The organism is Marichromatium gracile, from assembly GCF_004343155.1.
Taxonomy (GTDB): Bacteria; Pseudomonadota; Gammaproteobacteria; order Chromatiales; family Chromatiaceae; genus Marichromatium; species Marichromatium gracile.
Genome location: NZ_SMDC01000010.1, coordinates 91,210 through 104,476, shown reverse-complemented (window position 1 = coordinate 104,476; position 13,267 = coordinate 91,210). Strand labels below are relative to the sequence as shown.

Annotated in this window: 9 protein-coding genes; all 9 read left to right on the top strand. The window is 70.1% G+C overall.

The features are described from left to right. Positions 1 to 20 precede the first annotated feature (20 nt). Positions 21 to 1,475: a ribonuclease G gene (gene rng / locus EDC29_RS13545; RefSeq protein ID WP_123140152.1), complete on the top strand. Its 1,455-nt coding sequence runs from the start codon at positions 21 to 23 to the stop codon at positions 1,473 to 1,475. A 93-nt stretch (positions 1,476 to 1,568) separates the two neighbouring features. Continuing rightward, the gene (locus EDC29_RS13540) at positions 1,569 to 5,414 is read left to right on the top strand and encodes a YhdP family protein (protein WP_132230303.1); all 3,846 of its coding nucleotides are present in this window, start codon (positions 1,569 to 1,571) and stop codon (positions 5,412 to 5,414) included. Positions 5,415 to 5,562: 148 nt separating this feature from the next. Next, the gene (locus EDC29_RS13535) at positions 5,563 to 6,393 is read left to right on the top strand and encodes a carbon-nitrogen hydrolase family protein (protein WP_062275306.1); all 831 of its coding nucleotides are present in this window, start codon (positions 5,563 to 5,565) and stop codon (positions 6,391 to 6,393) included. Between the two features lie 221 nt (positions 6,394 to 6,614). Next, the gene (tldD, locus tag EDC29_RS13530; protein WP_132230301.1) at positions 6,615 to 8,057 is read left to right on the top strand and encodes a metalloprotease TldD; all 1,443 of its coding nucleotides are present in this window, start codon (positions 6,615 to 6,617) and stop codon (positions 8,055 to 8,057) included. A 71-nt stretch (positions 8,058 to 8,128) separates the two neighbouring features. Next, positions 8,129 to 9,478, top strand: coding sequence for a metalloprotease PmbA (gene pmbA / locus EDC29_RS13525; protein WP_132230299.1), 1,350 nt, complete (start codon positions 8,129 to 8,131; stop codon positions 9,476 to 9,478). After that, positions 9,475 to 9,747, top strand: a complete 273-nt coding sequence (locus tag EDC29_RS13520) for a hypothetical protein (protein WP_123140156.1) — start codon at positions 9,475 to 9,477, stop codon at positions 9,745 to 9,747. The genes pmbA and EDC29_RS13520 overlap by 4 nt, the downstream gene beginning before the upstream one ends. Before the next feature lie 161 nt (positions 9,748 to 9,908). Further along, a complete protein-coding gene (locus tag EDC29_RS13515) occupies positions 9,909 to 11,243 on the top strand; it encodes an NAD(P)/FAD-dependent oxidoreductase (RefSeq protein ID WP_132230297.1) in 1,335 nt (444 codons plus the stop codon). Next, on the top strand, positions 11,240 to 12,007 hold the full coding sequence (locus EDC29_RS13510; RefSeq protein WP_123140158.1) for a DUF1365 domain-containing protein: 768 nt from the start codon (positions 11,240 to 11,242) through the stop codon (positions 12,005 to 12,007). Before EDC29_RS13515 ends, EDC29_RS13510 begins: the two co-directional genes overlap by 4 nt. After that, positions 12,007 to 13,236: an SAM-dependent methyltransferase gene (locus tag EDC29_RS13505; protein WP_123140159.1), complete on the top strand. Its 1,230-nt coding sequence runs from the start codon at positions 12,007 to 12,009 to the stop codon at positions 13,234 to 13,236. The genes EDC29_RS13510 and EDC29_RS13505 overlap by 1 nt, the downstream gene beginning before the upstream one ends. The last annotated feature ends 31 nt before the right edge of the window (positions 13,237 to 13,267 follow it).

Sequence of the window (13,267 nt, the reverse complement as noted above, 5' to 3'; positions counted from 1 at the left end):
TCCATAAGTGAGAACCTCCCGTGAGCGAAGAGATCCTGATCAATGTCACGCCACCCGAGACTCGTGTCGCCGTGGTCGAGAACGGCGTGGTGCAGGAGATCATCATCGAACGCGCCGAACGTTGCGGTCTGGTGGGCAATGTCTACAAGGGCCGGGTCTGTCGGGTGCTGCCGGGGATGCAGGCGGCCTTCGTCGAGATCGGTCTGGAGCGCGCCGCCTTCCTGCACGCATCCGACATCATCGGTCCCCATGGTGAGCCGCTCAGCGAGCACATCCAGGACCTGGTGGTCGAGGGCGACCCGATCGTCGTCCAGGTGGTCAAGGACCCGCTCGGCACCAAGGGTGCGCGGCTGACCACCAACATCTCGGTCGCCTCGCGCTATCTGGTGTGCATGCCCGCCCTCGGCGGCATCGGCGTGTCGCAGAAGATCGACGACGAGGACGAGCGGCGGCGCCTGCGCGATATCCTCCAGGCCTTCGTCGACGATCACGACGGGCAGGGCGGGTTCATCGCCCGCACCGCCGCCGAAGGCGTCGACGAGCACCTGCTGGTGCGCGACATGGGTTTCCTCGATCGGCTCTGGCGCGGGGTCAAGGAGCGCTGCGCCAACGCCTCCGGCGACGGCCTGATCCACGAGGACCTGCCGTTGGCGCTGCGCGCGCTGCGCGATCTGGTCACCCCGGACGTCGAGCGCGTGCGCATCGATTCGCGCGCCATGGTCGACAAGGCGATCCCCTTCGCCGCCAAGTACATCCCCGAGATCAAGGATCGTATCGACCTCTACCAGGGCGAGCGTCCGCTGTTCGATCTCTACGGGGTCGAGGACGAGATCCGCAAGGCGCTGCATCGCAAGGTCAGCCTCAAGTCCGGCGGTCACCTGGTGATCGATCAGACCGAGGCGATGACCACCATCGACGTCAACACCGGCGCCTTCGTCGGTCATCGCAACCTCGAGGAGACCATCTTCAAGACCAATCTCGAGGCGGCGCAGGCGATCTGTCGGCAGTTGCGCCTGCGCAACCTCGGCGGCATCATCATCATCGACTTCATCGACATGACCGAGGATGAGCACAAGCGCCAAGTGCTGCGTGCCCTCGAGAAGTGTCTGGCACGCGATCACGCCAAGACCCATATCACCGAGGTCTCCTCGCTCGGTCTGGTGGAGATGACCCGCAAGCGTACCCGCGAGTCGCTCGAGCACGTGCTCTGCGAGCCCTGTCCCTGCTGTGGCGGTCGCGGCTCGATCAAGACCGCCGAGACCACCTGCTACGAGATCTTCCGCGAGATCATGCGCGAGTCGCGTCAGTTCGACGTCGAGAGCCTGCTGGTGCTCGCCTCCCAGGAGGTGGTCGACCGGCTGCTCGACGAGGAGTCGGCGCACCTGGCCGAACTCGAGGAGTTCATCGGTCGACCGATCCGGCTCCAGGCCGAGGCGCTCTATACTCAGGAACAATATGACGTGGTGCTGATCTGACCGAACGCCCCGGGGCGTTCGACCGGGTCTCGCGGACCGGTCCCCGGTCGCGGCGCTCCGCCACCCGTTCACGCCAGCCGCGAAGCACTGCCCATGTCCTCGATCCGTCGTCTCTACGCGCCCCTGTCCAGGTCCATGCTCGTCGTGCTGGTGGTGTGCGCACTCTCGCTCACCGGCGTTCGCGTCGGGCTTTCGCTGATCGATCACTATCGCCAGCCGTTGCTGCGCTCGGTCGCTGCCGCGCTCGGCGTCGAGCTGGAGGCCGAGCGGCTGCGTGCCGGGCTGGTCGGGCTGCGTCCCTATCTGGCGCTCGATGGCCTGATGCTGCGCGCCCCGGGTGCAGCGGCGCCGCTGCGACTCGAGACCCTGGCGATCGAGCTCGCGCCACTCGCTTCGCTGCGCGCCGGCGCCCCCCGGCTCGCCGGACTGGGGCTCGCCGGTGGCCAGTTGATCTTGGTGCGCGATGGCGCCGGGCGGCTGTCCCTGCCCGCACTCGACGGACTCGGCGGCGGCGACCCCGAGGGGCTGGTGCGATTGCTCGAGCGAGGACGGGTGACGCTCACCGACATCGATCTCGACTATCACGATCCGCAGCTGTCCGCTCCGCTGCGTCTCGACGGGCTGACGCTGACCCTGGACAACGGCTGGCATGGTCGCCGGGTGGCGCTCGCCGCCGCCGTGCCGGCGCTCGCCGGGCGCATCGAGGCACGCGCCCGGTTGCACGGACCACTGCGCGAACCGGCGCGCTGGTGGGGGCACGTCGCGGCGCGGGTGGCGGCCTCGCGGCTGGAGGCGCTGCCGACGCAATGGGCGGGGCAGGCGCTGCCCCGGGTCGCCGGCGGCGAGGTCGAGCTGTGGGCCGAGCTGGTGCCCGGCCGGCTGGCCGGCGCCAGTCTGGCGCTGGCCCTCGACGGGTTGGCCAGCGCCGCGGGCGAGCCGGTGTTGCGTCGGGTGCGGACGCTGGCGCAGCTGCGTCCGGATCGCCACGGCTGGCGGCTACGGTTGGCCGACCTCGATCTTGTCGGGGCCGCGGGCGGCGCGGTGGCGATCGGCGACCTCGCGCTCGATCTCGACCCCAGAGGGCGAGCGCGCGCGCTCGTCGCCGAGTCCCGCACCCTCGATCTCGCCGCGCTCGGCACCCTGCTGCGTGCCAGTCCGCGCCCCTTGCCGGACGCGCTCGCCGGGCTCCTGGCCAGCGCCCCGCGGGGCCGGCTCGATGCCTGCGCCCTGGAGGTGGCGCTGCCGGTCGATGCGCCGCCGCGCTGGCGTCTCGACGCCCGGCTCGTCGGGATCGGTCTCGATCGCCACGGACACTGGCCCGGTCTCAGCGGGCTCGACGGGACGCTCAGCGTCGACCAGGACGGCGGGCGGCTGGCGCTTGCGCCGCGTCGTTTCGCGCTCGATCTGGCGCCGCTGTTCGATCGGCCGCTGGCGTTCTCCCGACTCGACGGCACGCTGCGCTGGCGTCATGCCGATGACGGCTGGCAGCTGGCGGCCGAGTCGCTCGAACTGGCCACCGCCGATCTCGCCGGTGACGCGCGCTTCAGCCTCCACCTGCCCGGCGCCGGCGCCAGCCCGCTGCTCGATCTGCGCGCGCGTTTCCACGACGGCGACGCCGCCCAGACCCGCAGCTATCTCCCGGTCGGACAGATGCACCCGCGTCTGGTCGCCTGGCTGGAGCGCGCCATCGTCGCCGGTCGGGTGCCCGAGGCCGAGGTGCTGTTTCGCGGCCCGCTGGCCGCCTACCCCTTCCGTGCTCAGGAGGGGCGCTTCGAGTTGCGTCTCGACTATGCCGACACCCGGCTCGACTATCTCCCCGGCTATCCCCCGTTGGAGGGGGCCAGCGGCGAGCTGCGCTTTTTCAACCAGGGCATGAGCGTGCGTCTCGACCGGGCGCGCGTCCTCGACAGCGACGTCAGCGCCGGCTGGGCGCGGCTCCCCGATCTGCGCGACAGCCGGGTGCTGGAGATCCATGCCGAGGCCGATGGCCCCTTCGCCGACGGCGTGCGGGTGTTGCGCGAGAGCCCGTTGCGCACGCGCCTCGGCGCCCTGGCCGCGCGGCTCGAGGCGAGCGGTGACTCGCACCTGGCGCTCGATATCGGCTTGCCGCTCAAGCGCGAGCAGCCGCTGGCGCTCAGCGGGCGCCTGACCTGGCCCGAGGACGATGCCGCGCTGCGCCTGATCGAGACCCCGCTGCGACTGGCCGATCTCGATGGCGCACTCTCCTTCGACACCCAGGGGGTCGCGACCGAGTCGATGACCGCCCGACTCTGGGGGCGGCCGCTGCAACTGGCGCTGCGCACCGAGCCCGAGCGGGTGGTGCTCGAGGCCGCCTCGCGCACCCCGGTCGAGACCCTGGCCGCGCAGTTGCCCGCGCCGCTGTGGTCGAGCCTCGGCGGCGAACTCGACTGGCGCCTGACGCTGGGGCTGGCCCACGCCGAGCTGGGCGCCTCCGCCCCCCGGCTCGACTGGCGGTTGGAGAGCGGCCTCGAGGGGCTGGCGCTGGCGCTGCCGGCGCCGCTCGGCAAGCGCGCCGAGGGTCGGCGGCGGCTCGACCTCGCCGGCACCCTGGTGCCCGACCAGCGCCTCGCCGTCGCCGGTCGGGTCGGCTCGCTCGGCGTCAATCTCGCCCTGGGGCTGGCGCCGGCGCGGCTCGAGCGCGGCCATCTGCGTCTCGACGGCGCCGCGCCCCGGCCGGGGCGCGACGGGCTGTTCATCGACGGCCGGGTGAAGCGGCTCGATCTCGATGCCTGGTCGACCTGGGCGCGTCGGCGCCCGGGTGGCGGCGCGGGTGCCACGCCGCTCGTCGGGGTCGAGGTCGCCGCCGAGGAGGCGCGTCTCGGCGCGTTGCGGCTGCATCGTGCCACGCTTGCGCTGGCGCCCGAGGCGCGCGGCTGGCGCCTGGGATTCGACAGCCGCGAGCTGGCCGGGCAGGTGGTGCTGCCCACTGCGCCGGGCGCGCCCGACGCGCCGCTGCGGCTCGATCTCGATCGGCTCGAACTCGACGCCCTGCTCGCCAGCGGTGGTGGCGCCGGGAGCGCGGCGCGCGCGCCGGGCGACTGGCCGGCGCTCGATCTCGCCGTCAGCGATCTGCGCTGGGGCGGTGAGGGGCTCGGTCGGCTGGCCCTGGAGCTGCGGCCGAGCGCCGCCGGCATCGGCATCCCCCGGCTGCGTCTGAGCGATGGCGAGCGGCTCGCGCTGAGCGGCTCGGCGAACTGGCGCGACGGCCCCGGCGGCGGTCACAGCCGGGTCACCCTGGCGCTGGAGTCGGGCGATCTCGGTGAGTTGTTGCGCCGGCTCGGCTATCGCAGCGTGCTCGAGGGCGCACCGGTCGACGCCCATGCCGAACTCGACTGGCCGGGCGCGCCGGGTGACTACGCGTTGGCGCGTACCCACGGCTGGATCGACGTCGACATCGGCGCCGGGCGCCTGCTCGAACTCGAGCCCGGGGTAGGGCGCGTGCTCGGCTTCCTCAACCTGGGCGCGATCAGTCGCCGTCTGGCGCTCGACTTCAGCGATCTCTATGCCCAGGGTTTCGCCTTCGAGCGGATGCAGGGGCGACTGCTGCTCGCCGATGGTCAGGCCGGCAGCGATCGCTTCGAGGTGGTCGGTCCATCGAGCCGGCTGATCATCGGCGGGCTGACCGATCTGGTCGAGCGGCGCTTCGATCAGACCGTGGTGCTCGAGCCCAAGCTCGGCTCCAGCGTCGCCCTGGCCAGCGCCGTGGCCGGCGGTCCCGTGGTCGGCGCCGCGGTCTATCTGGTCGATCGGGTGGCGGGGAACGCCATCGACCGATTGGGGCGCTATCAGTACCGGGTCAGCGGTCCCTGGGGCGAGCCGCGGGTGACGCCGCTGGGCTGGGATCCGCAGCTGGTGCAGTCCGTCGCCGAGGACGAGACGCCGAGTCGCGACGAGCCGGTGAACCTGTTTCTCGAGTGAGCGCGCGGTCGGCGGTTTCGGCTCGACCGGGGGGATGGTATCTTTCCGATAGGTACGCAGTCGCCGCCATCGGCGGGTGGCTGCTCGGACGCAAAGGCGGAGATCGGCGAGGTCGCGGGCCGACCGGACCGGCGAGGCGGTGCAGACGATGAATGCGAAACCCAAGGTCGGGGCGGTGCAGATGGCGACCGGCCCCAACGTGAGCGCGAACCTGTTCGAGGCCGAGCGGTTGATCAAGGAGGCGGCCGAGGGCGGCGCGCAGCTGGTGGTGTTGCCCGAGAACTTCGCCTTCATGGGCAAGCGCGACCAGGACCAACTCACCCTCCGCGAGGAGGACGGCGAGGGGCCGCTGCAGGCCTTCCTCGCGCGGGTGGCCAAGCAGTACGGCGTGTGGCTGGTCGGTGGCACCATTCCGATGGTGGCCGAGGACTCGTCCAAGGTTCGCGCTGCGTGCATGGTCTATGACGACCAGGGCCAGCGGGTGGCGCGTTACGACAAGATCCATCTGTTCGATGTCAGTCTGCCCGAGGTCGACGAGCGCTATCACGAGTCGGCCGCGATCGAGGCCGGTGACGAGGTGGTGGTGATCGACAGCCCGCTGGGACGGCTCGGCGTGGCGGTGTGCTACGATCTGCGCTTCCCGGAGATGTTCCGCAAGATGCTCGATCGCGGGGTGGAGATCCTGGTGGTGCCCTCGGCCTTCACCGCGATCACCGGCAAGGCGCACTGGGAGACCCTGGTGCGCGCGCGCGCCATCGAGAACCTGGTCTATGTGGTCGCCGCCGCCCAGGGTGGTTTCCACATCAATGGGCGCGAGACCCATGGTCATACCATGATCGTCGATCCCTGGGGCTCGGTGCTGGCGCAGGTGCCGCGCGGGGCCGGCAGCATCTGCTGCCCGGTCGACGAGGAGTTCCTCGAGTCGGTGCGTCGCAATTTCCCGACCATCGAGCACCGCCGTTTGAAATGTCACGGCTGAAGCCTCAGCTAGATCGCAAAGGGTCCCGCCGCCGGCGGACCCGCTCCGGGGGGGGCATCCCCCCCGGGTCCCAGCAGTCCCTGCTCGTGCCGAGGGGGGCGGGGACCGGTTGCACGGCACTGCGCTGAAGCTGCCTCGTCCCACGTCCATTTCGGGCCCGCCAGTTCACCCCTCGGCCGGTCACGGTCGGGGAGATGCTCCCCAGGAGTCCTCTAGATCCGATGAACGATTCACTAGCGCTCGCGCGCGACAGCATCCTCGCGCCGGTCGGTCTCTCCGACGGTGATCTCGACCGTCTGCTCGGGCTGCTCGCCGGTGCCTCGGTCGACGCCGCCGACATCTATTTCCAGTCCAGCCGCCTGCAGTCCTGGGTGATCGAGGACGGTCTCATCAAGGACGGCAACTTCAACATCGAGCAGGGCGCCGGGCTGCGGGTGATCTGCGGCGAGAAGACCGGGTTCGCCTACTCCGACGAGTTGCAGTTCCCGGCCCTGGCGCAGGCCGCCGAGGCGGCGCGGACGATCGCCCGCGGCGGTCGGGGGCACAGCGTCGCGGTCGGAGCCAAGGCGCCGGCCGCTGCCCTGTACCCGCCGATCAACCCCATCGACAGTCTCGAGAACGCCGACAAGATCGCGCTGCTGCGTCGCGTCGACGCCGAGGCGCGCGCCGCCGACCCACGGGTGCGCGAGGTGACCGCCAGCCTGGTGGCGGCGCACGATGTGGTGCTGGTGCTTGCCGATGACGGTTCGCTGGCTGCCGACGTGCGCCCGCTGGTGCGGATGAACGTGAGCGTGATCGTCGAGGCCGACGGGCGTCGCGAGCAGGGCTCGAGCGGCGGCGGTGCGCGCACCGATCTCGGCTTCTTCCTCGCCGAGGAGCGGGCGCTCGGCTTCGCCCGCGAGGCGGTGCGTCTCGCCCTCACCAGCCTCGAGGCCGAGGAGGCCCCGGCCGGCACCATGCCGGTGGTGCTCGGTCCCGGCTGGCCCGGGGTGTTGTTGCACGAGGCCGTCGGTCACGGGCTCGAGGGCGACTTCAACCGCAAGGGCACCTCAGCCTTCGCCGGGCGGCTCGGCGAGCGGGTGGCCGCGCCCGGGGTGACGGTGGTCGACAACGGCACCCTGCCGGGACGGCGCGGCTCGTTGGCGATCGACGACGAGGGCACCCCGACCCAGGAGACGGTGCTGATCGAGGACGGCATCCTGCGCGGCTACATGCAGGACAAGCTCAATGCCCGGTTGATGGGCGTGGCGCCCACCGGTAACGGGCGGCGCGAGTCCTACGCCCATCTGCCGATGCCGCGCATGACCAACACCTATATGCTTGCCGGGGATCGTGATCCGGCCGAGATCATCGCCTCGGTCGACAAGGGGCTCTATGCCGCCAACTTCGGCGGCGGCCAGGTCGACATCACCTCGGGCAAGTTCGTGTTCAGCGCCAGCGAGGCCTATCTGATCGAGAACGGTCGGATCGGTCGGCCGGTCAAGGGCGCGACCCTGATCGGCAACGGCCCCGAGGTGATGACCCGGGTGAGCATGATCGGCAACGACCTCAAGCTCGACGAGGGTGTCGGGACCTGTGGCAAGGACGGACAGAGCGTGCCGGTCGGGGTCGGGCAGCCGACCCTGCGCATCGATGCGCTCACCGTCGGCGGCACCAGCGCCTGAGTCCGTCGCGACCCGGTCTTGATCCTGGGTCGCGACGCGTGTCGAATTCAATCCAGTCTGAAGGAAACCGCATGTCCATCAGTGCCACAGAGGATACCGCCGAGCGTCTGGCGCGGCTGCAGGAGAGCGTCGAGGAGCTGCTGCGCGAGGCCGAGCGCCAGGGCGCGAGTGCGGCCGAGGCCTCGGTCGGCAGCAGCACCGGACTCGAGGTCGCGGTGCGGCTGGGCGAGGTCGAGACGGTCGAGCACATCCGCGACAACGGGCTCGGCGTCACCGTCTATTTCGGTCACCGCCGCGGCTCGGCCAGCACCACCGACCTGTCGCCGGCGGCGGTGCGCGACGCGGTGCGCGCCGCCTGCGCCATCGCCGAGTACACCCAGGAGGACAGCTGCGCCCATCTTGCCGCGCCCGAGCTGATGGCGCGCGAGGTGCCCGACCTCGATCTCTGTCACCCCTGGCCGATCGGGGTCGACGCCGCCGTGGCCCTCGCCGTCGAGTGCGAGGAGGCCGCGCGCGGTCATGACCCACGCATCGTCAACTCCGAGGGGGCGAGCCTCTCGACCCATTTCGGACTGCGTGTCTATGGCAACAGTCACGGCTTCATCGGGGGCTATCCGAGCACCCGACACGGGCTCAACTGCGCGGTGATCGCCCAGGAGGGCGAGTCGATGCAGCGCGACTACTGGTGGAGTTCGGCGCGTGCCCCCGAGGATCTCGATGCCGCCGCGCGCATCGGCGCGCGCGCCGCCGCACGCACCGTGGCCCGGCTCAACGGGCGTCGCCTGGGCACGCGCAAGGTGCCGGTGCTGTTTCGAGCCGAGGTCGCCACCGGACTGTTGCGCGGGCTGATCGGGGCGATCAGCGGCGGCAGCCTCTATCGGCGCGCGAGCTTCCTGCTCGACAGCCTCGATGAGCAGATCTTCCCCGAGTTCGTGCGCATCCACGAGCAGCCGCTGCTGCCGCGGGGGCTGGCCAGCGCACCCTTCGACGGCGACGGGGTGGCGACCCGGGCCAAGGACCTGGTGCGCGACGGGGTGCTGCAGACCTATGTGCTCGATACCTATTCCGGCTGTCGGTTGGGGATGCCGAGCACCGCGAATGCCGGCGGGGTGCGTAACCTCACCATCGACTCGGGACCGCTCGATCGCGCTGCGCTGTTGCGCGAGATGGGCACCGGGCTGATGGTCACCGAGCTGATGGGGCACGGGCTCAACATGGTCACTGGCGACTATTCGCGCGGTGCCGCCGGGTTCTGGGTGGAGAACGGCGAGATCCAGTATCCGGTCGAGGAGGTGACCATCGCCGGCAACCTGCGCGAGATGTTCGCCAACCTGGTGGCCGTCGGTGATGACTGCGACTTCCCCGGCAGCACCCGCACCGGCTCCTGGCTGATCGAGCAGATGACGGTCGCCGGCGAATGACCGCCGCCGGGGCGCAACCGCTGGAGCAGGCCTTGGCGGCGATCGCGGCGGCGCCGGGCTCGGCCTCGGCGCTCACCCTCTATGCCCTGGTGTGCACCCTCGAGCAGCCGCGCTCGGGCTCTCTGTTCCGGCTCGACAAGCTCGCCGACCTGGAGCCGGCGCATCGGTCGATCGCCTATGGTTTGATGGAGACGCTGGCGACGGGCGGCGTCGCCACCTCGGAGTGGCGCCAGCTGCGTGCGCAGATCGAGGCCGTGGTACGCGGTTGATGTGCCGCTCGTCGTCTCGGCGTTGCAACCACGGCATGATGGCGGGAAATCTGCGTGTGTCGATGACTTGATCCCTCGCGATGGGGCTCGATGTTCCCGGGAGGGGCGCGTTGGCGCACGTATCACGGACGGAGGGGGCCGAAGCGATTCGGGATCAGACGATGCCAGTGGAAACCATCGGAGTGATCGGCGGCGGGATCGGTGGACTCGGTGCCGCCTGGATGCTGGATGCGCGCTATCGGGTGATCCTGCTCGAGCGCAACGACTATGTCGGCGGCCATACCCATACCCTGGAGGTCGAGGGGGTCGCCGGGCGCTTCCCGGTCGATACCGGGTTCATGGTGTTCAACCGCCGCAACTATCCGCTGCTGTGTGCGATGTTCGAGCAGCTCGGGGTCGAGAGCTATCCCACCAGCATGTCCTTCGCCGCCAGTCTCGATGATGGCGCGATCGAGTATGCAGGCTCCGGCCTCAACTCCCTGTTCGGCCAGCGCGCCAATCTGGTGCGTCCGGGATTCTGGCGGATGCTCGGCGAGATCCTGCGTTTCAACACCGCCGCCAAGGCCTTCATCAACTCCAATCCCGGCACCACCCTGACCCTGGGTGGGTTTCTCGAGCGCGGGCGTTACTCGCGGCGTTTCGCCGAGGACTATCTGCTGCCGATGGCCGCCGCGATCTGGTCCTGTCCGACCGCCGACATGCTCGACTTCCCCTTCCTCGCCTTCGCCCGCTTCTTCTCCAACCATGGATTGCTCGATCTGATCGACCGGCCCGAGTGGGAGACGGTGCGCGACGGCAGTCGCGCCTATGTCGCCCGTATCCTCGAACGGATGCGCGGCGAGGTGCGCACCTCGACCCCGGTGCGCCGAGTGCGGCGGGTCGAGGGCGGGGTCGAGGTCGAGACCGCCGGCGGGGAGCGGCTCGGCTTCGATGCGGTGGTGTTCGGCTGTCACGCCGATCAGGCGCTGTCGCTGATCGAGTCGCCGAGCGCGCGCGAGCGCGAACTGCTCGGCAGCTTCCGCTATCAGGCCAACAAGGTCTATCTGCATACCGATCGGACGCTGATGCCACGTCGCCGCCGGGTGTGGTCGTCGTGGAACTATCTGCGTCATCGCGGCGATCCGGCCAGCCTGCCGGTGACCATCACCTATTGGATGAACAGCCTGCAGGCGCTGCCGCCCGAGCGCGATGTCTTCGTCAGCCTCAACCCGCATCGGGCGCCGGCCCGGCAACATGTGCTCGCCGAACTCGACTACGATCACCCGCTGTTCGATGCCCGGGCGATGGAGGCGCAGCAGCGCATCGGCGAGATCCAGGGCCGCGACCGGTTGTGGTTCAGCGGCGCCTATCTCGGCTACGGTTTCCATGAGGACGGACTGCGCGCGGCGCTGGAGGTGGCCGAGGCGCTCGGCGCGCCCCCGTCCTGGGCGCCCGCGCGCACCGCCCCGGTCGGTCGCGGTGCGCGCGGCGGCGAACTGCCGCCGGTCGTATCATGACCGCGCCGGCGGCGAGACTGCTGTTCGGCGAGGTGATGCACCGGCGGCTGTTCCCGGTGCGCTACCGCTTCACTTACCGGGTGTTCAGCCTGCTGCTCGATCTCGATCGTCTCGATGAGTTGGCCGCCGGGTCACGCTGGTTCTCGCACAATCGCTTCAACCTGCTCGCCTTCCACGACCGCGATCACGGCCCGCGCGATGGCTCGCCGCTCAAGCCCTGGCTGCTGGCGCGGCTGCGCGGGCAGGGACTCGAGGTCGCGGTGGCGCGGGTCGAGTTGCAGTGCTTTCCCCGTCTGCTCGGCTATGGCTTCAACCCGTTGACCATCTGGACCTGTTTCGATCAGGAGGAACGCCCGCTGGCGGTGCTCTGCGAGGTCCACAATACCTTCGGCGAGAGCCACAGCTATCTGCTCCACGAGGGCGGGATGCCGCTGCGCTGGCCGATCCGCGCCCGCCATGCCAAGGACTTCCATGTCTCGCCCTTCATCGGCATGGCCGCCGACTATCAGTTCAGGTTCGCGCGCGACGGGCAGCAGCACAGCGTCGTCATCCGCGAGTTCCAGGAGGAACGGTTGATGTTGGCGGCCGTTCACAGCGCCCGGCTGCTGCCCTGCGACGATGCCAACCTGTTGCGCGCCGCGTTGAGCTATCCGCTGATGACCTTGAAGGTGATGCTGATGATCCACTGGCAGGCGCTGAAGATCTGGCTCCGTGGCGGGCGTTATCACGCCAAGCCCGAGCCGCCCCGCGAAGAGGTGTCCTGATGTCCGTCGAAGAGCCGTTGTCCGGGCCGCAACCGGTCGATACCAGGGGCGCCTGGCGCCTGTTCGAGCGTTTCTTCCGCGATCTGCTGTTCGGTCAGGTGCTGGTGCGCATGGGCGCCGACGGCGCCCGACTCTATCGCGGGCGCTTCTGTGGCGGGGCCGGTGAGCTGGCGATCCACCATCCCTGGCGTTTCGCCACCCGGGTGGTCGTGCGCGGCGAGATCGGCTTCGCCGAGTCCTATATCGCCGGGCACTGGTCCTCGCCCGATCTCCCGGCGCTGCTCGGGGTGCTCTACGACAATCTCGAGCACCTCGGCGGCGGTCCACAGGGGATGCGCTGGGGGCGCTGGCTCAATCGTCTCACCCATCTGCGTCGGCGCAACCATCGCCGCAACAGTCGGCGCAACATCGCCCGTCACTACGATCTCGGCAACGACTTCTATCGTCTCTGGCTCGACCACGGCATGACCTATTCCTCGGCGCTGTTCGCGCCGGAGGCGGGCGATGAGTCGTTGGAGCAGGCCCAGGCGCGCAAGTACGAGCGCCTGCTCGACGCCATCGACGCCCGTCCCGGCGAGCACCTGCTCGAGATCGGCAGCGGCTGGGGCGGTCTGGCCGAGGCCGCGGCGCAGCGCGGGCTGCGGGTGACCAGTATCACCCTGTCGCGCGCCCAGCTCGACTATGCCCGAACCCGACTGGCCGCGGCCGGGCTCGCCGACCTGGTGGAGTTCCGTCTCGCCGACTATCGCGAGGTGCGCGGCAGTTTCGATCACGCCATCTCGATCGAGATGATGGAGGCCGTCGGCGAGGCCTACTGGTCGACCTATTACGATACCCTGCGACGGCTGGTGCGCCCGGGCGGGCGGATCGCGCTGCAGGTGATCACCATCCACGAGGACGATTTCCCGCTCTATCGCCGTACCCCCGACTTCGTGCAGCTCTACATCTTCCCCGGTGGCATGTTGCCCTCGCCGCGGCGCATGACCGAGGAGGCCGCGCGCGCCGGGCTGCGTATCCGCGACACCCGCTGGTGCGGCGACGACTATGCCGAGACCCTGCGGCGCTGGCGCGCGCGTTTCCATGCCGTCGACGCCGAGGTCGCGGCGCTCGGCTACGATGCCGCCTTCCGGCGCATGTGGGACTACTATCTGGCCTATTGCGAGGCGGGGTTTCGCGCCGGTTGCGTCGATCTGGTGCAGACCCTGCTCGAGGTGCCGCGGCGGACCTGAGTCGGACGCGACGATCTGCGTTAAAGTACCC

Excerpts from the sequence above, each read along its gene's own strand:
- EDC29_RS13540 (WP_132230303.1), top strand. The coding sequence starts at position 1,569 with ATGTCCTCGATCCGTCGTCTCTACGCGCCCCTGTCCAGGTCCATGCTC.
- EDC29_RS13535 (WP_062275306.1), top strand. The coding sequence starts at position 5,563 with ATGAATGCGAAACCCAAGGTCGGGGCGGTGCAGATGGCGACCGGCCCC.
- tldD (WP_132230301.1), top strand. The coding sequence starts at position 6,615 with ATGAACGATTCACTAGCGCTCGCGCGCGACAGCATCCTCGCGCCGGTC.
- pmbA (WP_132230299.1), top strand. The coding sequence starts at position 8,129 with ATGTCCATCAGTGCCACAGAGGATACCGCCGAGCGTCTGGCGCGGCTG.
- EDC29_RS13520 (WP_123140156.1), top strand. The coding sequence starts at position 9,475 with ATGACCGCCGCCGGGGCGCAACCGCTGGAGCAGGCCTTGGCGGCGATC.
- EDC29_RS13515 (WP_132230297.1), top strand. The coding sequence starts at position 9,909 with ATGCCAGTGGAAACCATCGGAGTGATCGGCGGCGGGATCGGTGGACTC.
- EDC29_RS13510 (WP_123140158.1), top strand. The coding sequence starts at position 11,240 with ATGACCGCGCCGGCGGCGAGACTGCTGTTCGGCGAGGTGATGCACCGG.
- EDC29_RS13505 (WP_123140159.1), top strand. The coding sequence starts at position 12,007 with ATGTCCGTCGAAGAGCCGTTGTCCGGGCCGCAACCGGTCGATACCAGG.